Consider the following 24,110-nt stretch of genomic DNA (forward strand, 5'->3'; position numbering starts at 1 on the left):
GAGATTAGCGCACTCCGAACGTCCAGCCCTCAGTACGGGCGAGTTCCGGCGTCAGACCCTCCGGCGCCCAGAGCCCGGCATCATCTGCCACCGCGCGAAGCCAGGCGGCGCTGAGAATCGCGTCGGTGGCGTGGTCGTCATAGCGGGTGAGCGGCGCATGCGGCTCCGAGCCCAGCGCCGCCAGCATCGCGTCGAGCGTCGCCCCGTCGCGGATCTTGGATACGCCCTTGCGCATCCCCGCGGCGCGGGCGGCCAGCGCGGTGTAGATCTCGACCAGCACCGGGCCGCGCTCGGGCAGCGGATCGAAGGGCCAGATCGGCAGCTTGCCCCGCAGCCGGTGCAGCACGCGCATGCCGGTGAGGCTCGACTTGCCGACCTGCGAGGCGCCGACCAGATTGAAGCAGCTGTACGGCGACAGCCGCATCGCCTCCTGGCCATGCTCGCACACCCGAAAGCGGCCGCGCCCGGGCGGGAACAGGTCGCCGCAATCGCCCATCTGGCGGAAATGACGGCGTGCATCCGGGTGCTGCACGAAGCTCGTCGCGGCGAGGTGCAGGTCGCTGAGCGACAGCGCCTCGACCAGCTTCCACAGCGCAGGGCCGTCGGACGGGGACAGCTCCCAGCCGGGGAAATAGGCGCCCGCATCGGCGAGCGGAAAGGCTGGGGACAGGTCGAGCCCGATCAGCGCGCGGGTGCCCTTGTCTGCCAGCTGGGCGAGCCAGTCGGCAATGTCCTGGCGCGACCAGTTGCGCTCGACCAGCACGGGCGCGGCGCTGCCCGCCTCGGCGCGGGCAACGGCGAGGCCCTTCGGCCGCTCGACCGCCTGGCCGGACCAGTCGATCGCGATGAAGTCGGTGAATGCCGTGCGCTCCTGCGAAAGCAGGAGCCCAGAGTCACGGGCGGTTGGCTTGCGATCCTGGACTCCTGCTTTCGCAGGAGCACTGGTTTGCCTCACGGCCGCTCCGCCATCCCTGCGGCGATGCGCTGGGGCTTCTTCGCGCGGTCCCACCAGGCCCGCTGGATGTAGAGCTCGATCCGCTCGCGGCTGCCGGTGCCGTAGCGTACCAGCAGCATCGGATAGTTGGCATAGTGATCGGTCTGCCAGAAGGTGTCCGGATCGGTCTCGAACAGAATCTCCTTCTCCGGATGGGTGACCATCAGGCCGAAGCTGCCCTTCTCGCGGCCGGGCGACATCAGGCCCTTGCCGTTGATCTTGGGACAAGGCGTGCCCCACCAGCTCTCCATCACCACATCGGGCAAGGTGCGGGCAAAGGCCGTGGCGTCGTCCCAGTCATCCATCGCGCTTCCGCTCCCGCATCTCGTTCCACCAGGCCAGCCGCTCGGCGATGCGCTTCTCATGTCCGCGGTCGGTGGGGGAGTAGAAGGTCTGGGGCGCCATTTCCTCGGGCCAGTAATTGTCGCCCGAGAAGCCGCCCTCGGCATCATGGTCATAGGTATAGCCCTGGCCATAGCCGATCTGCTTCATCAGCTTGGTGGGGGCGTTGAGGATGTTCTGCGGCGGCATCAGAGAGCCGGTTTCCTTCGCGCTCCGCCACGCGGCCTTTTGCGCCATATACGCCGCGTTCGATTTGGGCGCGGTGGCGATGTAGAGACAGGCTTGGGCGATCGCCAGCTCGCCCTCGGGCGAGCCGAGGAACTCATAGGTGTCCTTGGCCGCGAGACACTGGACCAGCGCATTGGGGTCGGCCAGGCCGATGTCCTCCACCGCCATGCGGACAAGCCGGCGCAGCACGTAGAGCGGCTCCTCGCCGGCGGTGAGCATGCGCGCGAGATAGTAGAGCGCCGCCTGGGGATCGCTGCCGCGCACCGATTTGTGGAGCGCGGAGATCAAATTGTAATGTCCCTCGCGATCCTTGTCGTAGACTGCGACGCGGCGCTGGAGGAACTCGCCGAGCGCCGCCGGAGTAAGCGGCTCCTCGAATTGCACCGAGAACAGCGTCTCCGCCTGGTTGAGCAGGAAGCGGCCATCGCCGTCCGCGCTCGCCACCAGCGCATCACGCGCATCCGGCGTGAGGGGCAAGGGCCGCTCCTCGGCGGCTTCGGCCCGATCGAGCAATCGGGTCAGCGCGGCGGGATCGAGCCGGTGGAGGATCAGCACCTGGGCGCGGCTGAGCACGGCGGCGTTGAGCTCGAACGAGGGATTCTCGGTGGTCGCACCGACCAGGGTGACGGTGCCGTCCTCGACATAGGGCAGGAAGCCGTCCTGCTGGGCGCGATTGAAGCGGTGGATCTCGTCCACGAACAGCAGCGTCTTGCGGCCGAGCCGGGCATATTCCTTGGCCTCGGCGAACACCTTCTTCAGGTCCGCCACACCCGAGAACACCGCGCTGATCGCAACGAAGCGCAGCCCGACGGCGTCCGCTAGCAGCCGGGCGATCGTGGTCTTGCCGGTGCCGGGCGGCCCCCAGAGGATGATCGAGGAGAGCTTGCCCGCCGCGACCATGCGGCCGATCGCGCCCTCGGGCCCGGTGAGATGCTCCTGTCCCACGACATCGGCGAGTTGCTGCGGGCGCAGGCGATCGGCGAGCGGGCCATTGAGCGGCGCGGCTTCGGGGCGGTGGGACGGTTCCTGGGCGGCGAAAAGGTCGGCCATCCTGCCAAGATAGGCGCAGCGGACGATTTCTGCATCCCAAGCTTTGATCGAGCCGGGAGTGCAGCGCGCGCTGATGGTGCGTCAGGACTTGTAAAAACCCTTTCAAGATATATCTTGTGCGCATCACGAGTCGTACAGGAGATATTATGCGACATCATCATTGCGGCCCGCGGGGCTTTGTTTTCGGCCGCCGCGGCGGCTTTGGCGGTGGTCCGGACTTCGTCATGGGCTGGGGCATGGGTGCCCGTGGGCGCGGTGGCTTCGGCCATGGCGAGCGCGGCGGCCGTCGCCGCATGTTCGACGGCACCGAGCTCCGCCTCATCCTCCTCAAGCTGATCGAGGAGCAGCCGCGCCACGGCTATGACCTGATCCGCGAGATCGAGGAGCGTTCCGGTGGCGCCTATGCCCCCAGCCCGGGCGTGGTCTATCCGACGCTGAGCATGCTCGACGAGATGGGCCTGATCGAAGAGGCCAAGACCGAGGGCGCCAAGAAGCAGTTCGCGATCACCGTGGACGGCACTGCGCACTTGGCCGAGCGGGCCGAGGAAGTGGAGGCGCTGTTCGAGCGGCTGAAGCAGCTCGCCAGCATGCGCGAGCGTTCCGACGGCGGGCCGATCCGCCGGGCGATGGGCAATCTGCGCACCGTCCTGCAGGAGCGGCTTGCGGCCGAGGGCGTCGGTGCCGACATGCTGCACGACGTCGCCGAGATCCTCGACGAGGCGGCGCGGAAGATCGAGCGGCTCTGAGCTTGCCTCGACTGGAACTGTTGCGGCGGCGGCTCGGGATCGTGCCGCCGCCGAAGGAGACGATATCCATGACCATCACGACCTTCTCCGCCGAGACGCTGGCGCCGACCGGCCATGCCAGCCGCTACCTTCAGCAGCTGTGCAAGCATTGGGAGCACAACCTGCAGGTCGAGTTCACCCCCGAGAACGGCACGGTGATCTTCCCCAAGGACGCGCGCGGCGCCAATCATCCGGGCGACGCGGTGGTGACCTTCAACGTCGCCGAGACCGGGCTCGACATCCGCATCGACGCGAGCTCGACCGAGCAGCTCGAAGGACTGAAGGGCGCGGTGGAACGCCACCTCGACCGCTTCGCCTTCCGCGAGGAAGGGCTGAAGTACGACTGGAAGTAACGGCCTACCGCGCTGGCCAGGACCAGCGCGGCGCTTCATGGTCCTCGATCTGCGTCTCGCCGAGCCGCTTGGACAGGGTGATTTCGCGCACGCCGCGTTCGCCGCCAAGGCTCTCGATCAGCCGCTCGCTGTGCGAGACCAGCACGATCTGGCAATGGCGCGATGCCCGGACGAGCAGCCGCGCCAGCGGCTCGAGCAGGGAAGGGTGGAGGCTCGCCTCGGGCTCGTTGAGGATCATGATCTCGGGCGGGCGCGGCGACAGCAGGGCGGCGATGAGCAGCAGGTAGCGCAGCGTCCCGTCCGATAATTCCTTGGCGCCGAGCGGCCGGAGCAGGCCGGGCTGCTGCATCTCGACCATGCCATATTCCCCGGGATGCGCGATGACCCGCGAGCCCGGAAAGGCGTCGTCGATCGCCTCCTCCAGCGCCTGCGCGTCGCCGATCGCGAGGATCGTGGCGATGGCGGCTGCCAGGTCGGCACCGTCGCTGCCCAGCACGGGCGTGTAGGTCATCACCTGGGGGCGCCGCGCCGGCGCATCGATATCGGTGCGCAGGTTGTGGTAGAAGCGCCAGTTGCGCATGCGCTCGCGCATCAGCAGCAGCTCGAGGCCATCGACGGAATCGGCGCAATGGGTGACCATGCTGTCGAAGGGCAGCAGATTGTCCATCGCACGGCGCCATTCACCCGTCGCGGCCGTGCGTAGCCGCACCGCAGGTCCACGCCGTTCCGCGAACGCATTGCCCCGCTCGAGCAATGGGCCAGTCCACATCGTCTCGACCTTGATCTCGGGATCGCGGGTGAAGGGAAAGGTGGGATCGGGCATGCCGAGATCGATCGCATAGCCGAAGTCCGGGCCGGAGAAGCCGAGCTTCAGGCTCACCGGACCCGAGCGGACCGTGCCCTGGACGGGCTGGGTGCCGCGCAGCATCTCGCGGCTGAATTTCTCCGGGCCGGCCCAGAGCGTGGAGGAGAGGCCGCCTTCCGCGGCGAGCGAACCGATCAGCCGGCCCTGGGCGGTGTCGGCGAGCAGGCGCAAGGCTCGGTACAGGCTCGACTTGCCGCTGCCGTTCGCGCCGGTGACCAAAGTAAGCTGCCCCAGCTCTAGCGTGACGCTGCGCAGCGAACGATAGCCGGCGACCGCCAAATGCGAGATCAAAGCAAGGGCCCTTCGAAACGGTGGCGCTGCGAGAGGCGAGGATCATCGCATCTGCGGCAGGACCCGCAAGGGCTTTATCCGTCCCGGCGCTCCATCACGTCCAGATAGGCATCGAGCACCTTCTGGTTGACGTCGTCCCAGATCAGCGCGCTGGCGCGGGCGTGGCCTTCGGCACCCGCGCGGCGGCGCAGGTCGGGATCGGCGACGAAGCGGGCGATCGCGTCGGCATAGGCTCCCACGTCGCGCGGGGGGACAAGGAAGCCGTTCTCGCCATCTTCGACAAGATCGATCGCGCCGGTCGCGCGGGCGGCGACCACGGGCACGCCGCTGGCCATCGCCTCGGAGGTGACGTTGCCGAAGGTCTCGGTGAGCGATGGGTTGAAGAACACGTCCATCGAGGCGACGGCGCGGCCGAGATCGTCGCCGCGCTGGAAGCCGGTGAACACCGCTTCGGGCACGCGCTCTGCGAACCATTCGCGGGCCGGGCCTTCGCCGATCACCAGCACCCGGTGCGGCACGCCGCGCTGCCGGAGCGCGGCGATCACCTCGGCGAACACGTCGAGCCCCTTCTCCAGCACCAGCCGGCCGAGGAAGCCGACCGCGACCTCCTCGTCGCCGATGCCGAGCGAGCGGCGCCATTCGAGGCTGCGTGCGCCCGGATTGAACCGCGCATGGTTCACGCCGCGCGCCCAGGTGGTGATCGGCGTGGTGACGCCCCAGCCGCGGATCAGGTCGGCGGTCGACTTGCCCGGGGTCACGACATGATCGACACGATTGTAGAAGCGGGTGAGCAGGCGGATCAGCGGCTTTTCGAGAAAGCCCAGATGATAATAGGCCGGATAGGTCTCGAAGCGCGTGTGCAGCGAGGCGAGCGTCGCGATGTTGTTGCGACCCGCCCATTTGAGCGCGCCATGGCAGAGGAACTCGGGCGCCGAGAGATGGACGATGTTCGGCGCGAACGCCTCGACGTCCTCGCGGGTGCTGCGCGGCAGGCCGGTGGCGAACTTGTATTCCTCGCGGCCGCCCGGAACCGGCCAGGACGGCACGCTGATCAGGTCGCCGGTGGGCGGGAAGGCGGGCGTGCTCGTGGTAGGCGAATAGACGCGGACGGCGACCCCTTGCGACAGGAGATAGCCGACAAGCAGGTTGAGCGCCTGGTTCGCGCCGTCGCGGACGTAATTGTAGTTGCCGCTGAACAGCGCGACGCGGAGGTCGGTGGGCTTCATGGCGGGCGCATACCTTCCGGGCGCGCGCGCAGCAACCTAAAGGCGCGCGCCGGGTTGGAGGCGTATGACTAATGAATACCGAAAAGGCGCGAAGGTTTGGTGGCGCTGGGGGGCACACCGTGCGCATGGCAAGGTTGCTCAACGCTTCGAACGTCGCGTCCAGCGGACGATCAAGGGCGAGAAGATCATCCGGAACGGAAGCGCGAAGAATCCGGTCTATCTGCTCGAACAAACGGATGGAGGGACCGCGCTCAAGCTCGGATCGGAGCTATATGCGGATTGAGCGGTGCTACTTCGCGTCCAAGCCGGTTTGTTTGGCGATCTCCCGCCCTATCGCTCCGCGCTGGGCGCCAGCGAAGAGATAGGGATCACTGCTGTAAAGGCCGCGGAGATAGCCCAGATCCCATTGGGTCATGCTGGAGGCCGTGGGGCTGCCGATCGGCGTTTCCAGAACCTTGAGGATCGAAGCGGTCGGCGCGGTATCTAGCCGGTCCGGATAGGTTCGGGCAAAGGCACGCATGGCCACATAATCCGCCAGCTGGGTGGTGGTCAGACCTTCAACTGCATTGGCCTCTATCACCACCACCGCGCCCTGAAATTGTGGGCGGACGCTGTTCGATGCGCGCGTGTCGGGTTCCATGGTCCTGTTGACGTAGTGCCCGCCGATATTGGTCGGGTCGGACCCCATGCCCTCGTCCAGAAACACCGGCGTGCCGCGTTTGGTGAGCAGGGGACCTTCGCGGTGCCAGGCGACCGCGGGACCCGGCGTCGCTGCGAGGCGGCGGACTTCCATCGGGCTGAACTCGCCGAAATAATCGGGCCGTACCTGGACCAGCGCCTTCACAAACGCGCTTTTGTTCGCGGTGAGGATGACATGGACATTGGGATAGCAATTGGCGGCGGGTGCGGCTTTGATTCCTACCGCTTTCGCGACCTGGCGCAACCGCGTATCGACGGCGGACGCTTGGTGCGGCGAAAGGCCGATAACTGCGGGACAGATCGCGTCTTCGAAGCGGGTCAGCTGCTTGATGGCGGGATTTTCGCCAATGGCGTTCACGAAGGCCCGGATTTCCTTTTTGGTGCTCTTCCGTCCTCGACGGTGATGTTCGAACTCTCACCGTGCGCTGGAGCGGAATCCTGCGCGATTGCCGGGCTGCCAGAAAGCAGGATGGCACCAAATGCTGCGAGCAAGCGGATACCGGACATCAGTTCTTCTCCGTTTCGCCTTCCTGAACCTGCTTGTTGACCCCGGCCCGGATCGCGCCGCGCTGGACGCCGGCATAGGCATTGGGCGGGCTCGCATAGAGGCCCCGCAGGAAGCCGAGATCCCAATTCGTCAGGCTGGACGGGGTCTCGCTGCCCATCGGCGCCTCGAGCACCTTCAGAATGGTGGTCGCGGTGGAGACTTCGAGGCGCGAGGGCTTGGTGCCGGCATAGGTGCGCATCGCGGCATAATCGGCCAGCTGCCTGGCGGTAAGACCGTCCACCGCCGCGGCATCGATCACTACCACGGCCGCGGCGAATTGCGGGCGGGCGGTGGCGCGCAGGCGCGTTGCGGGCTCCGCGGTGGTGTTCATGGGCGGGCCGCCCACGCCATCCATGATCACCGTACCGCGCGCACTGATCGCCGGTCCCTGCAATTGCCAGGCGGTCGCGGGACCTTTCTCGGCGACCAGTCGACGAATCTGTATGGGTTCGAGATCACCGAAATAGTCGGGTTTCCGGTCGCTGAGCAGCTTGAGGAAACCGTGCTTGTCGGGCGTGACGATCGCTACGACGTTCACCCGGCAACCGGGCTTGCCCACGCGGATGCCGGCAGCCTCGGCCACCTGGCGCATGCGATTGGCCACGGCTTCCGCCTGGACGGGGGGGAGACCGACGGCCTTGGGGCATACGGCGTCTTCGAAACGACTGAGCTGGCTGGTAGCCGGATCTTCCGCCAGCGCTCCCACGAATTTGGCGATGTCGCGCTTCAGGTTCTTGTTGCCCTGTACGACGATCTGCGCGGAATCGGCTGTTGGCGGCTTTTCCTGGGCAAGTGCGCTGCCGGGGGAAAGAAACACGGCACCGAACAACATGCCCAGCGGAATCCGATAAGACATCAACCTTCTCCGATAATCGGTGAAAACTAGCATTGGCAGCCAGCCGCTACCAGCATCGCTTTGAATCAAGCCGCTTCCAATCTGGCGATTGTTCTCGTCCTGTTCTGTTGCTAGGCAGGGGGAATGGCGAAACCGAAGAAACGTTATGTCTGCCAAGCCTGTGGCTCGGTCACTGCGCAATGGGCGGGGCAATGCGGCGATTGCGGCGAGTGGAACCAGCTGGTCGAGGACGCCAATGCCAATGTGACGCCGTTCCAGTCGAAGCATAATCTCCAGTCGGGCGGGCGGGCGATCATGCTCACCGGCCTGAATACCGATATCGCGCTGCCCGATCGCATGGCGACCGGCATTGCCGAGCTCGACCGTGCGCTGGGCGGCGGGTTCGTCGAGGGATCGGCGACGCTGATCGGTGGCGATCCGGGCATCGGCAAGTCGACCCTGCTGCTTCAGGCCGCGGCCAAGGTCGCGCTGCGTGGGCTGTCGGTCGCCTATGTCTCGGGCGAGGAGGCGGCGGACCAGGTGCGGCTGCGCGCGCGCCGGCTCGGTCTGGGCAAGGCGCCGGTGCAGCTCGCCGCGGCGACCTCGGTGCGCGACATCCTCACCACGGTAGGCGAGGGCGCGCCGCCGGCGCTGCTGATCATCGATTCGATCCAGACCATGCACTCGGACCTGATCGAGGGCGCGCCGGGCACAGTGAGCCAGGTACGGGCGAGCGCGGGCGAACTGATCCGCTTCGCCAAGGAGCGCGGCACCGCGGTGGTGCTGGTCGGCCATGTCACCAAGGACGGCAGTATCGCCGGGCCGCGCGTGCTCGAGCACATGGTCGACACGGTGCTGGCGTTCGAAGGCGAGCGCAGCCACCAATACCGCATCCTGCGCGCCGTGAAGAACCGCTTCGGCGGCACCGACGAAATCGGCGTATTCGCGATGCAGACCGAGGGGCTTGAAGAGGTCTCCAACCCTTCCTCGCTGTTCCTCACGTCGCGCGACGAGAACGTCACCGGCACGGTGGTCTTCCCGGCGCTGGAGGGCACGCGGCCGGTGCTGGTCGAGGTGCAGGCGCTTACCGTGCGGCTGGCGAGCGGGGCGACGCCGCGGCGTGCGGTGGTCGGCTGGGATTCGGCACGGCTGTCGATGATCCTCGCGGTGCTCGAAGCGCGCTGCGGGCTGAGCTTCTCGACCTGCGAAGTCTATCTCAACATCGCCGGCGGCTACCGCGTGCAGGATCCGGCGGCGGACATGGCGGTGGCGGCGGCGCTCGTATCGGCACTGTCCGAGCGGCCGATCCCGGTGGACGCAGTGGTGTTCGGCGAGATCGCGCTGTCGGGCGAGGTGCGCCCGGTCGCGCATGGCGCGTTGCGCTGCCGGGAGGCCGCCAAGCTCGGCTTCGGCCGGGCGCTGGCGCCGGTGGCGCAGGTCAAGGACAAGGGCGGGCTGCAACTCGCCGGGTTCAAGTCGCTCGGCCAGTTCGTCGATCACCTGCTGGGGCGGTGAGGCACGGCGCCTGACAGCCGCTACGGGGTTGTAATCGCTTGCGGTGTGATGGAATATCGTCACCAGGAGAGATTGCCGGAGCGACCCATGCTGCGAGAACTGGCCGCCGACTGGGCGCGCCCCGGGATGCTGGTGCCGACCTTTTGCGCTGTAGTGTTGATGGCGGCGATCCTGGTGGCCGGCCGTGAACCTGCGCGCACGCCGCCACCGTCGCTCGCCTTTGCCGGGCTGCCGGTGAGCGGCAGCGCGGAGGACGCGCGGCGCGCCGGCTTCACCAAATGCGTCAAGATCGACGCCTTCCGCACGCGCTGCCTTCGCGAAGAGGTGCTGGTGATCGGGGAGGGCCCCTATGAAGCGGCGATCGACCTGATCGGCAGCAAGGGGCAGGGCGGCTTCGACCACCTGATCCTTTGGAAGAACGGCGGGCAGGAGGAGATCTACAAGCTGGTCGAGGCGCTGCAACGCCGGGGCTGGCGGCACTGCGAGACCGGCAACGAGCGCTGGGGCGACCAGGACATCTATAGCCGCGCCGGCGTGCCGGTGCGTGCTTGGATGGACCTGAGCTATTACGGCAAGCGCCGGGTGCGGATCATGCCGCTGTGGAAGGACACGGAGCGCAGTTGCAAGCCTTGGCATTGAGGGCTTTGCTTTCCGCAACTTACGCCGCAGAATGCGGCCCATGAAGCGTTCCACTGCCATTTCGATCGCCTCGGGCGTCGCGGTCGCCGCGATCGGCGGCATCTTCCTCTATTCGCGCGCGACGCGCCCGCCGGTGATCAACAAGAAGGTGCCCGAGCCGGCCAAACCGGTCGACCTGACCCGCTATCTCGGCAAATGGTACGAGCTCGCCCGGCACGAGAACCGCTTCGAGAAGGGGCTCGACGCAGTGACCGCCGAATATGCGCTCCTCGACGATGGCAAGATCAGCGTGATCAACAGCGGCACGCACAACTGGCCGGATGGCGACCGCAGCGTCTCCGAAGGCAAGGCGATCGTGGCCGACGAGGCGACCAGCGCCAAGCTCAAGGTCTCGTTCTTCGGGCCGCTCTACACGGGCGACTATTGGGTGCTCGACCATGGCGAAGACTATGAATGGTCGATCGTCGGCGAGCCGAGCGGACGCTATCTCTGGGTGCTGTCGCGCGAGGCGGTGCCGTCCTCGGCGCTGGCACAGGCGATCATGAAGCGGGTCGAGGAACTCGGCTATGACCGCTGGGCGCTGCGGATCACCAGGCAGGGGTGACCAATCCAACTGCGCGTGCCGAGCCGACTCGCCAAAGTTCACAAAGTTCATGCCAAGAGCGGATTCCTGCAGCACCTGAATTAGCCCAAATCCGGTGAACGCGCGGCATCTCACAACATGCTTGCGTGGGCGCGATCCTATTTTTCCAACAAAATCAAAGAGCAGCCGTGCGATGCGCCGGCCGGGTCAGCCAAGCAGGCGAAATCCTACATTGCAAGCGTGGGGTGAGGCGTGGGCGTCGCTTGCTTCCCGCTCTGCCCCTCTCCCCAACCCTCTCCCGCGAGCGGGAGAGGGAGAATGGCTTCCGCTCCCGATCGGCTTGAGGCATAGCCCGTCGCGGGAGGGACGTGTTCCAATGACTTTGACCGGGCTCGACATCATCGTGCTGCTCGCCATCGGCGGGTCGGCCGTGCTGGGCTTCATCCGCGGCTTCGTCACCGAGGTGCTGGCGCTGGTCGCCTGGCTGCTGATCGTGCTCGCGCTCAAGCTGTTCCACACGCCGCTCGCGGCCGCGCTGGCCGGGATGGTCGGCACCGAGCAGGGCGGGGCGGTGCTCGCCTTCGTCATCCTGGTCGGCGTGACCTATTTCGGCGGCCGCCTGCTCGCCCGCGCGATCGGATCGCGCACCCGCGAGAGCTTTCTCGGCCCGATCGACCGCGCGCTCGGCCTGGGCTTCGGCGCGCTGAAGGGCCTGATCCTGGTCAGCATCGGCTTCCTGCTGGTCGTGCTGCTGTTCGACACGGTGAGCGGCGGCCCGGCCAATCGCCCGCAATGGATCACCAAGTCGACCACCTATCCGCTGCTCAACGCGACCAGCGCGAGCATCGCTGATTTCGTCGACCGCCGCCGCAAGGGCGAGCCGGTGTTCGGCGACGAGAGCGACAATGGCAGCACCGCCAATCGCAGCGAGGCAAATTCTACCCGATAGGGGGTCGCGCATCGCGGCCCGGTCCCCTAAGTCGGGAGCGGAATGAACGCGCCCCTCTACAACACCGAAATCCTGCGCCTGGCGGCTTCCGTGCCGTTCGAGGCGCGGCTGGAGGGGGCGATGGCCTCTTCCGAGAAGCGCTCGCCCGTATGCGGCAGCCGCGTCACCGTCGACGTGAACCTCGATGACACCGGCCGGATCGCGGAGATCGGCATGGTGGTGCGCGCCTGCGCGCTCGGCCAGGCATCGTCGGCGCTGATGGAGGCCCATGCGGTGGGCCGCTCGCTGGACGAGCTTGAGGCTGCGCGCGACCAGCTCACCGCCTGGCTCGCCGGGGAGCGGACTGCAGCGCCGGACTGGCCCGGCCTCGACCTGTTCACGCCGGCGCTGGAACATCGTGGGCGCCATGCGGCGATCCGGCTCGCCTTCGAGGCGGCGGCCGAAGCAGTTCGAAAGGCGCGGGGCTGATGGAGCATTCGGAAGCCTCGCTGCTCGGCGAATATGTTCCGCTGCTCGGCTTTGCGCTGCTGTTCGTGCTGCTGTTCCGCCGGCTCGGGCTGGGCGCGACGCTGGGCTATCTCGTCGCCGGCGCGGTCGTCGGCCCGCAGGTGCTCGGGCTGGTCGGCGATGCCGAGAGCAAGATGGGCATTGCCGAGCTGGGCATCGCACTGCTGCTGTTCCTGGTCGGGCTCGAGCTGAGCCCCGGGCGGCTGTGGCGGATGCGGCGCGACATCTTCGGGCTTGGCCTGCTTCAGGTCGTGGTCTGCGGACTGGTGGTTGCCGCCATGGTCTGGGTCGCGACCGGCAGCTCGATGGGGGCGGCGCTGGCGCTCGGCCTGCCGCTCGCCCTGTCCTCGACCGCGCAGGTGCTGCCGCTGCTGCAATCGGCCGGGCGCTTGCGCACGCCGTTCGGCGAGCGCGCCTTCGCGATACTGCTGTTCCAGGACCTGTCGATCGTCCCGCTGATCACCATCGTTGCGGCGCTATCGCGCAACCCGCATGACCAGGGCGGGCCGCCGGGATGGCTGCTGGGCATCTACACGGTGGCGGCGATCATCGGGCTGATCCTGGCCGGCCGTTACCTGCTGCGCCCGCTGTTCCGGCTGATCGGCAATCTCGGCGAGCGCGAGATGTTCATCTTCGCCGGGCTGTTCACCGTGATCGCCGCGGCGGCGATCATGGAGATGCTCGGGCTGTCGGCCGCGCTGGGCGCGTTCATTGCCGGCGTGATGCTGGCGGACAGCCCCTATCGGCATGAGCTGGAGGCAGATGTCGAGCCGTTCCGCTCGATCCTGCTCGGCCTGTTCTTCCTCGCCGTGGGCATGACGCTCAACCTGCATGCGATCGCCGAGCGGCCCTTCTTCGTGATCGGCATGGCGCTGGCGCTGATCGCCGCCAAGGCCGCGATCATCATGGGGCTGGGGCTGCTGTTCGGCATGCCGCGGCGCCAGGCCTTTGCGCTCGGCGTGCTGCTCAGCCAGGGCGGCGAGTTCGGCTTCGTGCTGTTCGCCCAGGCCCAGTCGGCGATGCTGATCGAGGGGCAGGCGGCGAGCATCTTCGGCGCGATCGTCACGCTTTCCATGGCCACCACGCCGTTCCTGATGATGGCGACCAAGAAGCTGCGCACCGAGCCGGCGCCGAGCGCGGCGGGGCTGGACCTGCCGCGGCACGAGGGCTCGAACGCCGTCGTGGTCGGCTATGGCCGGTTCGGCCAGACGGTGGCGCAGATGCTGCTGTCGCAGGACATCCCCGTCACCATCATCGATACCGATGTCGAGATGATCCAGACCGCCAACGACTTCGGTATGAAGGTCTATTATGGTGACGGCCTGCGCATCGACATGCTGCGCCAGGCGGGCGCGGCCGAGGCCGAGCTGGTGCTGTTCTGCAACGACGGCGACAAGATCGACACCGAGTTCCTCGAGGCGGTGCACTATGCCTTCCCCAAGGCGACGGTGTTCGTCCGCGCCTATGACCGGCGCAGCGTGATCAAGATGAAGGGCGCGCCGGTGGGCGGTGTGGTCCGCGAGCTGCTGGAGAGCGCGGTGATGATGGCGCGCCAGGCGATGCAGGCGGTCGGCGTCGACCAGCGCGAGATCGACAAGACCGAGGCCGAATATCGCCGGCGCGACAATGCCCGGCTCGACGTGCAGCGCGAGACCGGCGACCTGCGCGCCGGGATCGACGGGATGATCACCCATGCCAGCCGCGCGGCGGCGATCGAGGTCGACCTGGAGAGTTCGGGATGATGCGTCTGGTGACGGTGCTGGCGGCGCTTTCGGGGGCGATCGCGGTGGCGGCGGGAGCCTTTGCCGCGCACGGCGCGAGCGGGCAGGCGGCCGAGTGGCTCAAGACCGGCGGGCAGTATCAGCTGATTCACGCGGTCGCGGCATTGGTCGCGCTGCGGATGGGCGAACGGATCTCGCCCTGGCTGTTCGTCGTCGGCGGCGCGCTGTTCGCGGGGACGCTCTATGCGATGGCGTTCGGCGGGCCACGCTGGTTCGGGGCGATCACGCCGATCGGCGGGGTGGCGCTGATCCTCGGCTGGATTTGCCTGGCGGTGGGGGCGTGGAGGCGGTCCGCCTGAACGCCGCCGAGTTCATCCGGGCAAGGCTGCCGCTGCTGCCGGTGCCTGGCATCCCCGAGATCGTGCTGCACAAGGCGGTGCCGGCGAGCGGGCTGGGGCGACTGGCGGCGGAGGACGCGGCGTTCGGCTCGCCCTACTGGGCCTATTACTGGCTGGGTGGACTGGCGCTGGCGCGCTTCGTGCTGGACCGGCCGGAGGTTGTGGCCGGACGGCGGGTGCTCGATCTGGGGTGTGGGTCCGGGCTGGTGGCGATCGCTGCGATGCAGGCTGGGGCGGCGAGCGTGCTGGCGGTGGATGTCGATCCTTATGCGGTGGTGGCGACGCAGGTGAATGCGGCGGCGAATGGCGTGGCGGTCGAGGCGCTGCATGCCGACCTGACCGAGGGGCCGGTGCCGGAGGTCGACCTGATCCTGGCGGGGGACGTGTTCTACGATCCCGAGCCGGCCGCGCGGGTCACGCCGTTCCTGGCGCGCTGCCGGGCGGCGGGGATCGAGGTGCTGGCCGGCGATCCGCGGCGGGCGCCGTTGCCGGTGGCGCGGTTGCGAGGGCTGGCGGAATATCGGTTTGCCGAGACGGATAGCGGGGTGATGCGGGTCAGCGAGGTTTTTGCGTTCGACTGAACCTGTTCGTCATCCCGGCCTTGTGCCGGGATCCACCGTGCGGCGAGTCATGGACAAGAGGCTGGATGTCAGTCGGTGCGGAACCGTGGACCCCGGCACAAGGCCGGGGTGACGGTTGGGATTGGGTTGAGGAAAGGGCGTCAGTCGTTCGCTCCCACGATCTTCGCCACGCCCGCCGCTGCATTCGGGTGGTAGCCCACCTTGGCGCCCTCGTAGAACCGCAGCGCGATCGGCTTGCCCCAATCCCCTTGCGCCATCAGGTCCTTGTAGATCGGGTAGATCAGCAGGCCGCGGCCGACATGCTTCACGAACGCCTCGATGCTCGGCAGCGCCGGCTCATAGCGGTTGGCGATGGCCAGCTGGGCCCAGGCCGAGCGGACATAGGCGTTGTTCGAGGCCGACAGGCCGAGCGTCTCGTCCAGCTCCTTGAGGCGGGCCGGGGTCTGCTGGCGGGGCAGGCCGTTGAGGAAGCGCAGCCATTGCTGGGTCGCCCAGCCGGTCGGCTGCACCGCGCTTGCCGGGCCGCCGGCATTGAACGCGGCCAGCTTCGCATCGACCGCGGCGAGCGTTGCCGAAGTGATATGCACCGCATTGTCGGGCAGGCCGGCCTGATAGGCCCAGCGATCGAGCTCGAGCTTCGCCTCCAGCGCCTTGTCGCCCTTGATCAGATTGGCGCGCATGTCCGCCAGGAAGCCTGCGGTGGTCTGCGGCTGGAAGGCGTGGCGATCGAAATAGGAGCGCAGATAGGCGTCCCACTTCGCCCGGCCCACCGCTGCCTCGATCGTGCGCAGGAAGGTCGAGCCCTTGAAATAGTCGAGCTGGCCGAAGGTCGCGCCCGGATCGCCGTGCAGGCGGGTGGTCGCCGCGTCATTGCCGCCGGCGTCCTTGATGTCCTTCTGCAGCCCGTCCCAATCGAGATCGGCGTACATGGCGGCGCGCTCCTTGCCATAGACCGCCTCCATGATCCGGTTCTCGAAATAGGTGGTGAAGCCCTCGTTGAGCCACGAGTCCGACCAGGTCGCGTTGGTGACGAGATTGCCCGACCAGCTGTGCGCCAGCTCATGCGCGACGACGTCGGTGTTCGAGCGATCGCCGGTGATGATCGTCGGCGTCAGGAAGGTGAGGGTGGGGTTCTCCATGCCGCCATAGGGGAAGCTCGGCGGCAGGACGAGCATGTCGTAGCGGCCCCAGCGATAGGGGCCGTAGAGCGCCTGGGCGGCGTCGATCATCTTCTCGACATCGGCGACTTCGTGCGCGGCGGCATCGAGCTGGCTCGGCTCGGCCCAGACGCCGGAGCGCGGACCCGTCGCCTTGAAAGCGAGGTCGCCGACGGCGAAGGCGATGAGGTAGGGCGGCACCGGCCGGTCCATCTTGAAGCGGAACTGGCGCTTCTGGTGCGGGACCAGCGTGCCGGTGGCACCGTCGAGCCGGTCGCCGCTCATGACCGCGACGAAGCCGTCGGGCACGGTGAGCGTCGCGGACCAGGTCTGGCGGATGCCGGGGCTGTCCTGGGTGGGGATCCAGCTGCGGTTGTTGATCGGCTGGCCCTGGCTGAACAGATAGGGCTTCTGCTTGCCGGCGGTCAGCTCGGGGGCGAGCCAGCCGAGCGCGCTCGCGCCGGGCCTGGTCTTGTAGCGGATCAGGATCTGCTTGTTGCCGTCGAGCTGGACGGTCAGCGCCGAGCCGAGGCCGATCTCGGTCTCGCGCGGGCCGATCTTGTAGGGGAGGGGCTTGCCCTTGGGGCAGGTGACACTCTCGATCACCAGGTCATCGACGTCGAGAACGATGTCGGTTGCGCCCCTTGCCGCCAGCACATCGAGCGTGGCGACACCCGAGAGCGTCTTGCTGGCGAAATCGACGTCGAGGTTGAGGTCGACATGGGTGACGCGTGCCGCCTCGGGCTCGGCATGGGTCCACACATCCTTGGCCTCGGGCGTGGTGAGGATCGGGGCGGGCTTGCCGGTCTGGGCGGCGGCGGGCGCGGCGATCACGATCGCGGCGGCAAGGGCGGGGAGGATGCGCATGATGGCGTGCTAAGCGGATCGGCGATGAACGGCAACTGAGTGGTGACGACGCCGGCCTTGCGCGAGACGAAGGCGGTCGGAGCCTGCCCGCTCACCCGTCGAGCATGTCCCGTACCTTCGCCGCCAGGTCGGTATAGGTGAAGGGCTTGGGAAGCAGCTGCACGCCGGGATCGAGCCTGCCGTGATGGACGATCGCGTTGCGGGCATAGCCGGTAGTGAAGAGGACCTTCATGTCGGGCCGCCGGGCCTGGGCCTCGGCGGCGAGCACCGCGCCGGTCATGCCGCGGGGGAGGACGACATCGGTGAACAGCAGGTCGATCCTGCCCGGCTCGGCATCGAGCGCCGCGAGGGTGGCGGGGCCGTCGCCCGCCTCGATCACCCGGTAGCCGAGCTCGCGCAGCACTTCGACCGTATAGGCGCGGACATTCTCGTCGTCCTCGCACACCAGGATCGTCTCATGGACGCTGCCCTGGGGCGCCAGCTCGGCCGGGGCATGGGGCGCTGCCGTGCCGATCGTGCCACGGAAGCGGGGCAGGTAGATCTTCACGCTCGTGCCGTGATCGGGCTCCGAATAGATGCGGACATGCCCGCCCGACTGCTTGATGAAGCCATAGACCATCGACAGGCCGAGCCCGGTGCCACGGCCGACATCCTTGGTGGTGAAGAAGGGCTCGAAGGCATGGGCGAGCGTGTCCGCATCCATGCCGTTGCCGGTGTCGGAGACGCTGATCAGGACATATTGGCCGGGCGTCACTTCGATGTCGCGCGCGGTGTAATGGCTGTCGAGATGCGTGTTGGCGGTCTCGATCGTCAGCTTGCCGCCCTCGGGCATCGCATCGCGCGCGTTGATCGCGAGGTTGAGCAGCGCGTTCTCGAGCTGGTTGGCATCGACTTCGACCGGCCAGACGCGTCCGGCCTGGACGATCTCGACCTCGATCGTCTCGCCCAGGCTGCGGTGGAGCAGGTCGGACATGCCGGCGATCAGCCGGTTGGGATCGACGCGCTCGGGTGCGAGCGGCTGGCGGCGCGAGAAGGCGAGCAGGCGCTGGGTGAGCACCGCCGCGCGCTGCGCCCCGTTCATCGCCGCCCCCGCCGCGCGCGCCAGCCGGGGCTGATCCCCGGGCAGGTTGCGCTGGAGGATGTCGAGATTGCCGGTGACGATCTGGAGCAGATTGTTGAAGTCGTGCGCGACGCCGCCGGTGAGCTGGCCGACCGTCTCCATCTTCTGCGATTGGCGCAGCGCTTCCTCGGCGGTCTCCAGCGCCTCCGCCGCCTCGCGCTCGGCGGTGATGTCGCGCGCGACGCAGTAGAGCAGATTGCCCTCGGGCACCGTCGTCCAGCTGAACCAGCGATAGCTGCCGTCCCGCGCGCGCAGGCGGTTCTCGAAGCGCCAGGTCGGCTCGCCCTGCTGGAGCTTCTCGAGCTCGGCGCGGGTGCGCTGCCTGTCGTCGGGATGCTCGATCCATTCGGAGCTGCGGCCGACCAGCTCGGCCTCGCTCCAGCCGAGGATATCGGTCCAGGCCGGGCTGGCGTTGCGCCAGATGCCCTGCGTGTCGGCGATCAGGAAGGGATCGCGGGCGAGCGTCCACAGCCGGGTGCGATCGGCCAGCGCCTCGCGCGCAGCAAGGACCTTGAGCGTGGTCTCGCTGACGATGCACAGCACGCCGCCGACCGATCCGTCGTCATCGAACACCGGCGAATAGCTGATGTCGAAATAGACCGTCTCGCCTCGGCCCTGGTCGCGCTCGATATAGAAGGGGCGGTCCTTGGCCCAGAAGGGCTCGCCGGTATCGCGAACGCTCTGAAGCAGGGGCCCCAGATCGTCCCACAGCTCGCCCCACCAGATGCTTGCCGGCTGGCCGAGGGCGCGGGGGTGCTTGTCGCCGATCGTGGGAGCATAGGTCTCGTTGTAGAGCGCGCAGAATTGCGGGCCCCAGAACATCACGATCTCGGCATGCGAGGGCAGCATCAGGCGCACCGCGGCGGTGAGCGCGTTCGAGCAGTCGCAGACGGGGCCGAGCGGCGAGCCCTCCCCGATCGCGGACGTCAGCCGGCCCAGTTCGCCAAAGGCGTCGAACGTGGCGGCTGGTGCGATCGCAGTGGCCATGCGGTTCCCGAATGAGTCTCTATCGTTGCGCAGGCGAAATCGAACCCGCTGGATGCATCAACGCGGGGCGCGTCGTTCTGCTCCCGGGAGGCAGCGGAAATCGGTGGATCAGTGGCCGAAGGCGGCGAGCGCAGTGCGATAGCTGCGGCCGAGCGGGACGATCGTGCCGCAACGCAGCTGGACGGCGGGTCGGCCGCCAGCCTCGCGATAGATTTGCGAGACATGGCCCCGGTTCACCACCACCTGGCGATGCACCCGGACGAAGCCGAGCGCGGCGAAGCGCTCGGCCAGCTCGGACAGCGGCGCGCGGACCAGATGGACGCGGCCATGGGCGAGGATCTCGCTGTAGTTCCCCGCCGAGCGGATCTGCGCGACGTCGCAGGCGCGCACGCGCAGGAACGGCGCCTCAGGCAGGTCGAGCCATTGCTCGCCGTCCGACCGGGCATTGGCCGGGGGCAGCAGGATCGGCAGCGGCTCGTAATAGTCGTCCGGATCCTGGGCGCGGCGGCGATCGGCCAGGTGGCGGCCCCAGGCCATCAGCGTCAGCAGCGCCGTGGAGCCGAGGATCGCCGAGCGGGGCAGGAAGCTGATCAGCGACGGGGGCAGGGCAGGGCCGTCCGGTCCGCACAGCTCATAGGGCAGGATGGCGAAGGCGAAGCGCGAGCTGGCCAGCTCGGCGAGCGTCACCGGCACGAAGGCGAGCGCGCCGAGCAGCAGGGGTGACTGCCGGGGGGATTGCAGCATCTCCTGCACCGGCTTGCGGCTGGCCCAGGCGATGGTGAGCATCGCGCCCCAGACGAGCAGGCGGGCGAGCCGCGCCTCGTCCGGATGCTGGGTGGCGAAACTGTCGGCGCCTGCCTGCATCCCGCCCATGCCGAAGCCGAGCAGGAACGCGAACAGCGCCAGCGCCGCCGCTGCACTCAGCGGGACCCGAATGTCCCAGATCGACTCGTTCGCCGCCCTCTCCATGCACGCAGGATAACCCGCGAACGCGCGCGCGCGAACTGCCGTTCGTCACACCGGTCGCCCGTTCGTCCCAGTCCGCTCCACCCGGCCCTCCGCACGGCGGCAAATCCGCGCCGACAGGGGGTGTCAGGGATGAGGGTTCCAGTCATGCGTCATTCGGTATTCTGCCTATCGCTGCTCGCGGTGCCCGTCGCGCATGCGCAAAACGTCCGGGCGCCCCAGCCGCCCGCCAATGGCGATGTGGTGCGCGCCGCCGACGATGCCTTTGGCCGGCGGGTCGGGATCGAGGAGGTCGGGCTCTATTCCGAGAGCGAGGTGCGCGGCTTCGACCTGCAGGCGGCGGGGAACTACCGGATCGAGGACCATTATTATGTCCGCGTCGCCGGGATGCTCCAGCCGCTCAACGGGGGCACTGCGATCCGGGTCGGCGCCAATGGCCTGCGCACCGATTTCGCCGCGCCTTCGGGCGTGGTGCAGTACACGCTGCCGAGCGGCGGCGCGGGTGCGCGGGCCTCGCTCGAGGCGGGCTGGTGGGGCGGTTCGGGCCCGGTGGCGATGCTGCGCGGCGCGGCGGGCACGCCGGACGGCAAGCTCTCGCTTGCGGGCGGGCTCCAGCTCAGCCTGGGCCAGCAATATACCGACGGGACGACCGGCGACTTCACCGCCGTCGGCCTAGTGCCGCGCTGGTCGCCGGCGCCGGGGGTGCAGATCGCGGGCCTGTGGAGCCACAACTGGTTCCCGCGCGAAGGCGATACCTTCTTCGCCAACCCCGCAGGGGCGCCGCGCGAAGTGAAGCGCTGGACCGAGCGCACGCAGAGCTGGATGGGCAACAAGAACGGATCGGACCTGATCGGCGCCTTTGCCGATGTCGACGCGGGTGCGGGCTGGCGGTTCGGCGCCTCGGTCTTCCGCAATGCGCTGCCCTATGACTATAGCGCCTTCAACCTGCTGCGCTTCACCGGCAACGGCGCCGAGGTGGCGCAGAGCGGCTTGCTGTTCGGCCCGGAGAATCGCTGGGCGGTGTCGAGCGAGGTGACCGCCGCCAAGCAGTTCACCACCGGCAATCTCACCCATCGCATCCTCGCCATGGCGCGGCGGCGCGATTCGACGGTGATCGCCGATCCGGGTGTGGCCTATTCCGCCGGCACCTATGCCGATGTGAACCACATCCCCGAAGTCGCGGCGCCGGCGGTCTCGCGCGGCTCGGCACGGATGCGCGACGATGTCGGTCAATGGACCGGCGGGCTCGGCTATCGCCTGTCGATCGGCGCACTGGCCGAGCTGCGGCTCGATGCGCAGCGGGTGGAATATGCCAAGCGGGTGCGCGCGGCGGACGGGCGGGTGACCGAGCAGACCACGCGGCCCTGGCTCTATGGCGGGGCGTTGTCCGTGGCGATCAGCGACCGGCTGACCGGTTTCGCCAGCTATGCGCGCGGGCTGGAGGAAGCGGGCGTCGCTCCTGCCAACGCGACCAATCGCGGCACGGTGCTGCCCGCCGCCATCTCGCGCCAGGCCGAGCTGGGGGTGAAGTACCGGTTCGGGGGCGGGCCGACGCTGATCGCCGGGGTGTTCGACCTTTCCAAGCCGACGCCGGGGATGGACGCGAGCGGGGCGTTCGATTTCGTCGGCACGGTGCGGCACCGCGGGGTGGAGCTGTCGCTGGCGGGGCCGCTCACGCCGCGGCTGAGCGCGGTGCTGGGCGCGACCTATCTCGATGCGAAGATCGAGGGCGAACTGGTCGACCGGGGGGTGATCGGCACGCGGCCTATCGGCCGGCCCGAGGTGACGGCGCTGGCCAATCTCACCTGGCGGGTGCCGGGCGTGGAAGGGCTGACGGTGGACGGCGGGGTGAATGTGCGCGGCGAGCGCTATGCGGATCGCGAGAACCGGGTCTCGCTGCCGGGCTATGCTTTGTTCAATCTGGGCCTGCGCCAGGCCTTCGAGCTGGACGGCCATCCGGTGACGCTGCGCGCGCGGGTGACCAACCTGACCGACAGGTTCGCCTGGAACCCGACCAATTCCGGGCTGATCATGCCGATCTCGCCGCGGACGCTTACCCTGACGCTGACGGGGGAGATCTAGGTCAGCTTTTCCCCGGCGAAGGCCGGGGTCCAGACTAGGCAGTGCGCGGCGCAGACGCGCCAAGGCGCGTCACTTTCAAACCTGGGCCCCGGCCTTCGCCGGGGAAAGAAGAGAGGGAAGGTCTTACCTAGGCTGCGCGTCCAGGAACGCCGCCACCTCGGCAAGGTCGACCGTCTTGTCGAGATAGGTCTGCCCGATCCCGCGGGCGAGGAGGAAGGGCAGGGTGCCCGCACTCATCTTCTTGTCGTGGAGCATGTGCTCCACGAGCCGCGCACCGGAGGCGGTGATCCCCGCCGCCTTCAGCCCGTTGGGCAGGCCGACAGCAGCCAGGTGCGCGGCAACCCTTTCGGCGTCCTGGCCGGGGCAGATGCCCTTGGCCGCCGAGAAGCCGAACGCCAGCGCCATGCCGGCGGCGACGCCCTCGCCGTGGAGCAGCCTGTCGGAGAAGCCGGTCTCGGCCTCCAGCGCATGGCCGAAGGTGTGGCCGAGGTTGAGCAGCGCGCGGGTGCCGGTGGTCTCGCGCTCGTCGGCCGCGACGATGCGGGCCTTGGCGCCGACCGAATGGGCGATGGCATGTTCGCGCGCTGCCGGGTCGCCGGCCATCAGCGCGGCGGCATTGGCCTCGCACCATTCGAAAAAGGCGAAATCGTCGATCAGCCCGTATTTCACCACTTCGGCATAGCCGGCGCGGAGATCGCGGGCAGGCAGCGTGTCGAGCACCTGCGGGTCGATCAGCACGACGCTCGGCTGGTGGAAGGCGCCGACCAGGTTCTTGCCGGCGCGCGTGTTGATCGCGGTCTTGCCGCCGACCGAGCTGTCGACCTGGGCGAGCAGGGTGGTGGGCACCTGGACGAAGTTGCAGCCGCGCTTGAGCAACGAGGTGGCGAAGCCGACCAGGTCGCCGATCACGCCGCCGCCCAGCGCGATGACATGGTCGCTGCGCTCCACGCCCAGCTCGAGCAGCTTGTCGAGCAGCGCCTCGAGCTGGCCCCAGCTCTTGGTGCCTTCGCCAGGCTTGAGCACGATCGCCTCGCTCGGGCCGAGGCTGGCCTGCAGCGTGGCGAGGTGGGGCAGGACATTCTCGTCGGTGACGATCACCCAGCGCCGGCCCTTGTCGAAAGGCGCGAGCGCCTCGCCTGCGCGGGCGAGGAGGCCGGCTTCGATGCGGACGTCATAGCTGCGGTCGCCAAGGGCGACGGGAACGATTGTCACGGGTGCAGGGCCTTCAGGATCGCGTCGACGGTGGTGTCGTGCGGCGCTGCTATGCTGGGCACCCGGATCGGCGCAAGCGCGTAATAGGGATTGCGGACCGCGGCGAGCTCGGAGAGCACCGCTTCAGGATCGCGTCCGCGCAGCAGCGGGCGGGTATCGCGGCGGCGGACCCGGTCGGCCAGCACCGCCGGCTCGGCATCGAGCCACACCGCAATGGCATGCTCGAGGATCAGCTTGCGGGTATGCTCGTTCATGAAGGCGCCGCCACCGGTGGCGATGATCTTGGGCGCGCCATCGACCAGCCGGGCGATCACCCGGCGTTCGCCGTCGCGGAAATGCGCCTCGCCGAACCGCTCGAAGATATCGGCAACGGTCATCCCCGCCGCCGCCTCGATCTCATGGTCCGCATCGACGAAGGGCAGCCGCATGCGCTGCGCGAGGCGCCGCCCGACCGTGGTCTTGCCCGCACCCATCAGGCCGATCAGCACGATCGCCTTGCCCGTCCATGCGGTATTCGCTGCCTGTGTTTGTAACATGTTCGGAAGGGCTATACAGCGAGGTCGGTCGTCGGGCAAAAGGCCCGCGAACTCACAATTTCCGGACCGGTTTTC

The 24,110-nt window shown here is 68.2% G+C and carries 24 protein-coding genes; 12 read left to right on the top strand and 12 right to left on the bottom strand.

The features are described from left to right. Positions 1 to 4: 4 nt before the first annotated feature. The 3 genes from J2W22_RS11920 to J2W22_RS11930 all read right to left on the bottom strand — a co-directional run bounded on the left by J2W22_RS11920 (position 5) and on the right by J2W22_RS11930 (position 2,614). Positions 5 to 883, bottom strand: a complete 879-nt coding sequence (locus J2W22_RS11920; protein ID WP_307119569.1) for a hypothetical protein — start codon at positions 881 to 883, stop codon at positions 5 to 7. 68 nt (positions 884 to 951) lie between these two features. Beyond that, positions 952 to 1,299, bottom strand: coding sequence for a hypothetical protein (locus J2W22_RS11925; protein WP_307118474.1), 348 nt, complete (start codon positions 1,297 to 1,299; stop codon positions 952 to 954). After that, entirely contained in the window at positions 1,292 to 2,614 is a 1,323-nt protein-coding gene (locus J2W22_RS11930) for a replication-associated recombination protein A (protein WP_307118475.1), read from the bottom strand. The genes J2W22_RS11925 and J2W22_RS11930 overlap by 8 nt, the downstream gene beginning before the upstream one ends. Before the next feature lie 146 nt (positions 2,615 to 2,760). Here J2W22_RS11930 and J2W22_RS11935 point away from each other — a divergent pair, with 146 nt between their 5' ends. Beyond that, positions 2,761 to 3,360 carry a PadR family transcriptional regulator gene (locus J2W22_RS11935; RefSeq protein WP_307118476.1) on the top strand — a complete coding sequence of 200 codons (600 nt, stop codon included), beginning with the start codon at positions 2,761 to 2,763 and terminating at the stop codon, positions 3,358 to 3,360. Positions 3,361 to 3,428: 68 nt separating this feature from the next. Then, a complete protein-coding gene (locus J2W22_RS11940; protein WP_307118477.1) occupies positions 3,429 to 3,752 on the top strand; it encodes a DUF2218 domain-containing protein in 324 nt (107 codons plus the stop codon). Positions 3,753 to 3,756: 4 nt separating this feature from the next. Here the strand turns inward: J2W22_RS11940 and J2W22_RS11945 are convergent, their stop codons facing one another. Both J2W22_RS11945 and J2W22_RS11950 read right to left on the bottom strand, forming a co-directional pair. After that, entirely contained in the window at positions 3,757 to 4,908 is a 1,152-nt protein-coding gene (locus J2W22_RS11945; RefSeq protein WP_307118478.1) for an AAA family ATPase, read from the bottom strand. A gap of 74 nt (positions 4,909 to 4,982) precedes the next feature. Next, positions 4,983 to 6,134, bottom strand: coding sequence for a glycosyltransferase family 4 protein (locus J2W22_RS11950; RefSeq protein ID WP_307118479.1), 1,152 nt, complete (start codon positions 6,132 to 6,134; stop codon positions 4,983 to 4,985). 64 nt (positions 6,135 to 6,198) lie between these two features. Here J2W22_RS11950 and J2W22_RS11955 point away from each other — a divergent pair, with 64 nt between their 5' ends. Next, the gene (locus J2W22_RS11955) at positions 6,199 to 6,417 is read left to right on the top strand and encodes a hypervirulence associated TUDOR domain-containing protein (RefSeq protein WP_307118480.1); all 219 of its coding nucleotides are present in this window, start codon (positions 6,199 to 6,201) and stop codon (positions 6,415 to 6,417) included. A gap of 6 nt (positions 6,418 to 6,423) precedes the next feature. Here the strand turns inward: J2W22_RS11955 and J2W22_RS11960 are convergent, their stop codons facing one another. Beyond that, positions 6,424 to 7,191: a hypothetical protein gene (locus J2W22_RS11960; RefSeq protein ID WP_307118481.1), complete on the bottom strand. Its 768-nt coding sequence runs from the start codon at positions 7,189 to 7,191 to the stop codon at positions 6,424 to 6,426. A 148-nt stretch (positions 7,192 to 7,339) separates the two neighbouring features. Beyond that, the gene (locus J2W22_RS11965; RefSeq protein ID WP_307118482.1) at positions 7,340 to 8,305 is read right to left on the bottom strand and encodes a hypothetical protein; all 966 of its coding nucleotides are present in this window, start codon (positions 8,303 to 8,305) and stop codon (positions 7,340 to 7,342) included. Positions 8,306 to 8,359: 54 nt separating this feature from the next. Between J2W22_RS11965 and radA the strand changes: the two genes are divergently transcribed. From radA to J2W22_RS12005, 8 genes are all read left to right on the top strand, one after another. Next, positions 8,360 to 9,730, top strand: a complete 1,371-nt coding sequence (gene radA, locus J2W22_RS11970; RefSeq protein ID WP_307118483.1) for a DNA repair protein RadA — start codon at positions 8,360 to 8,362, stop codon at positions 9,728 to 9,730. Between the two features lie 87 nt (positions 9,731 to 9,817). Continuing rightward, positions 9,818 to 10,369 (top strand): hypothetical protein, encoded by a 552-nt coding sequence (locus J2W22_RS11975; RefSeq protein WP_307118484.1) that lies wholly within the window; start codon positions 9,818 to 9,820, stop codon positions 10,367 to 10,369. Positions 10,370 to 10,409: 40 nt separating this feature from the next. After that, positions 10,410 to 10,973: a lipocalin family protein gene (locus tag J2W22_RS11980; RefSeq protein WP_307118485.1), complete on the top strand. Its 564-nt coding sequence runs from the start codon at positions 10,410 to 10,412 to the stop codon at positions 10,971 to 10,973. A 355-nt stretch (positions 10,974 to 11,328) separates the two neighbouring features. After that, positions 11,329 to 11,901 carry a CvpA family protein gene (locus J2W22_RS11985; protein WP_307118486.1) on the top strand — a complete coding sequence of 191 codons (573 nt, stop codon included), beginning with the start codon at positions 11,329 to 11,331 and terminating at the stop codon, positions 11,899 to 11,901. A 42-nt stretch (positions 11,902 to 11,943) separates the two neighbouring features. Then, a complete protein-coding gene (locus tag J2W22_RS11990) occupies positions 11,944 to 12,369 on the top strand; it encodes an iron-sulfur cluster assembly scaffold protein (protein WP_307118487.1) in 426 nt (141 codons plus the stop codon). Next, positions 12,369 to 14,150: a monovalent cation:proton antiporter-2 (CPA2) family protein gene (locus J2W22_RS11995; RefSeq protein WP_307118488.1), complete on the top strand. Its 1,782-nt coding sequence runs from the start codon at positions 12,369 to 12,371 to the stop codon at positions 14,148 to 14,150. The genes J2W22_RS11990 and J2W22_RS11995 overlap by 1 nt, the downstream gene beginning before the upstream one ends. After that, the gene (locus J2W22_RS12000; protein WP_307119570.1) at positions 14,150 to 14,488 is read left to right on the top strand and encodes a DUF423 domain-containing protein; all 339 of its coding nucleotides are present in this window, start codon (positions 14,150 to 14,152) and stop codon (positions 14,486 to 14,488) included. Before J2W22_RS11995 ends, J2W22_RS12000 begins: the two co-directional genes overlap by 1 nt. Next, complete coding sequence (locus tag J2W22_RS12005; protein WP_307118489.1) at positions 14,470 to 15,108, top strand: class I SAM-dependent methyltransferase; 639 nt, start codon at positions 14,470 to 14,472, stop codon at positions 15,106 to 15,108. The genes J2W22_RS12000 and J2W22_RS12005 overlap by 19 nt, the downstream gene beginning before the upstream one ends. Positions 15,109 to 15,248: 140 nt before the next feature. Here J2W22_RS12005 and J2W22_RS12010 read toward each other — a convergent pair whose 3' ends face one another. The 3 genes from J2W22_RS12010 to J2W22_RS12020 all read right to left on the bottom strand — a co-directional run bounded on the left by J2W22_RS12010 (position 15,249) and on the right by J2W22_RS12020 (position 20,208). Continuing rightward, positions 15,249 to 17,132, bottom strand: coding sequence for a M1 family metallopeptidase (locus tag J2W22_RS12010; protein ID WP_307118490.1), 1,884 nt, complete (start codon positions 17,130 to 17,132; stop codon positions 15,249 to 15,251). A gap of 91 nt (positions 17,133 to 17,223) precedes the next feature. Next, on the bottom strand, positions 17,224 to 19,239 hold the full coding sequence (locus tag J2W22_RS12015) for a hybrid sensor histidine kinase/response regulator (protein WP_307118491.1): 2,016 nt from the start codon (positions 19,237 to 19,239) through the stop codon (positions 17,224 to 17,226). A 108-nt stretch (positions 19,240 to 19,347) separates the two neighbouring features. Continuing rightward, positions 19,348 to 20,208, bottom strand: coding sequence for a LytTR family DNA-binding domain-containing protein (locus J2W22_RS12020; RefSeq protein WP_307118492.1), 861 nt, complete (start codon positions 20,206 to 20,208; stop codon positions 19,348 to 19,350). A gap of 144 nt (positions 20,209 to 20,352) precedes the next feature. Between J2W22_RS12020 and J2W22_RS12025 the strand changes: the two genes are divergently transcribed. Next, complete coding sequence (locus J2W22_RS12025) at positions 20,353 to 22,287, top strand: TonB-dependent receptor domain-containing protein (RefSeq protein ID WP_307118493.1); 1,935 nt, start codon at positions 20,353 to 20,355, stop codon at positions 22,285 to 22,287. A gap of 123 nt (positions 22,288 to 22,410) precedes the next feature. Here the strand turns inward: J2W22_RS12025 and aroB are convergent, their stop codons facing one another. Both aroB and J2W22_RS12035 read right to left on the bottom strand, forming a co-directional pair. Continuing rightward, the gene (gene aroB, locus J2W22_RS12030) at positions 22,411 to 23,499 is read right to left on the bottom strand and encodes a 3-dehydroquinate synthase (RefSeq protein ID WP_307118494.1); all 1,089 of its coding nucleotides are present in this window, start codon (positions 23,497 to 23,499) and stop codon (positions 22,411 to 22,413) included. Beyond that, positions 23,496 to 24,035 (bottom strand): shikimate kinase, encoded by a 540-nt coding sequence (locus J2W22_RS12035; RefSeq protein WP_307118495.1) that lies wholly within the window; start codon positions 24,033 to 24,035, stop codon positions 23,496 to 23,498. Before J2W22_RS12035 ends, aroB begins: the two co-directional genes overlap by 4 nt. Between the last annotated feature and the right edge of the window lie 75 nt (positions 24,036 to 24,110).

The organism is Sphingomonas kyeonggiensis, assembly GCF_030812785.1.
Lineage (GTDB): Bacteria > Pseudomonadota > Alphaproteobacteria > Sphingomonadales > Sphingomonadaceae > Sphingomonas > Sphingomonas kyeonggiensis_B.

Coding starts and splice junctions, on each gene's coding strand:
- J2W22_RS12035 (WP_307118495.1), bottom strand. CDS start 24,035: ATGTTACAAACACAGGCAGCGAATACCGCATGGACGGGCAAGGCGATC.
- J2W22_RS11985 (WP_307118486.1), top strand. CDS start 11,329: ATGACTTTGACCGGGCTCGACATCATCGTGCTGCTCGCCATCGGCGGG.
- J2W22_RS11955 (WP_307118480.1), top strand. CDS start 6,199: ATGACTAATGAATACCGAAAAGGCGCGAAGGTTTGGTGGCGCTGGGGG.
- J2W22_RS12015 (WP_307118491.1), bottom strand. CDS start 19,239: ATGGCCACTGCGATCGCACCAGCCGCCACGTTCGACGCCTTTGGCGAA.
- J2W22_RS12010 (WP_307118490.1), bottom strand. CDS start 17,132: ATGCGCATCCTCCCCGCCCTTGCCGCCGCGATCGTGATCGCCGCGCCC.
- J2W22_RS12020 (WP_307118492.1), bottom strand. CDS start 20,208: ATGGAGAGGGCGGCGAACGAGTCGATCTGGGACATTCGGGTCCCGCTG.
- J2W22_RS12000 (WP_307119570.1), top strand. CDS start 14,150: ATGCGTCTGGTGACGGTGCTGGCGGCGCTTTCGGGGGCGATCGCGGTG.
- J2W22_RS12025 (WP_307118493.1), top strand. CDS start 20,353: ATGCGTCATTCGGTATTCTGCCTATCGCTGCTCGCGGTGCCCGTCGCG.
- J2W22_RS11975 (WP_307118484.1), top strand. CDS start 9,818: ATGCTGCGAGAACTGGCCGCCGACTGGGCGCGCCCCGGGATGCTGGTG.
- J2W22_RS11940 (WP_307118477.1), top strand. CDS start 3,429: ATGACCATCACGACCTTCTCCGCCGAGACGCTGGCGCCGACCGGCCAT.
- radA (WP_307118483.1), top strand. CDS start 8,360: ATGGCGAAACCGAAGAAACGTTATGTCTGCCAAGCCTGTGGCTCGGTC.
- J2W22_RS11990 (WP_307118487.1), top strand. CDS start 11,944: ATGAACGCGCCCCTCTACAACACCGAAATCCTGCGCCTGGCGGCTTCC.
- J2W22_RS11950 (WP_307118479.1), bottom strand. CDS start 6,134: ATGAAGCCCACCGACCTCCGCGTCGCGCTGTTCAGCGGCAACTACAAT.
- J2W22_RS11995 (WP_307118488.1), top strand. CDS start 12,369: ATGGAGCATTCGGAAGCCTCGCTGCTCGGCGAATATGTTCCGCTGCTC.
- J2W22_RS11925 (WP_307118474.1), bottom strand. CDS start 1,299: ATGGATGACTGGGACGACGCCACGGCCTTTGCCCGCACCTTGCCCGAT.
- J2W22_RS11980 (WP_307118485.1), top strand. CDS start 10,410: ATGAAGCGTTCCACTGCCATTTCGATCGCCTCGGGCGTCGCGGTCGCC.
- J2W22_RS11935 (WP_307118476.1), top strand. CDS start 2,761: ATGCGACATCATCATTGCGGCCCGCGGGGCTTTGTTTTCGGCCGCCGC.
- J2W22_RS11930 (WP_307118475.1), bottom strand. CDS start 2,614: ATGGCCGACCTTTTCGCCGCCCAGGAACCGTCCCACCGCCCCGAAGCC.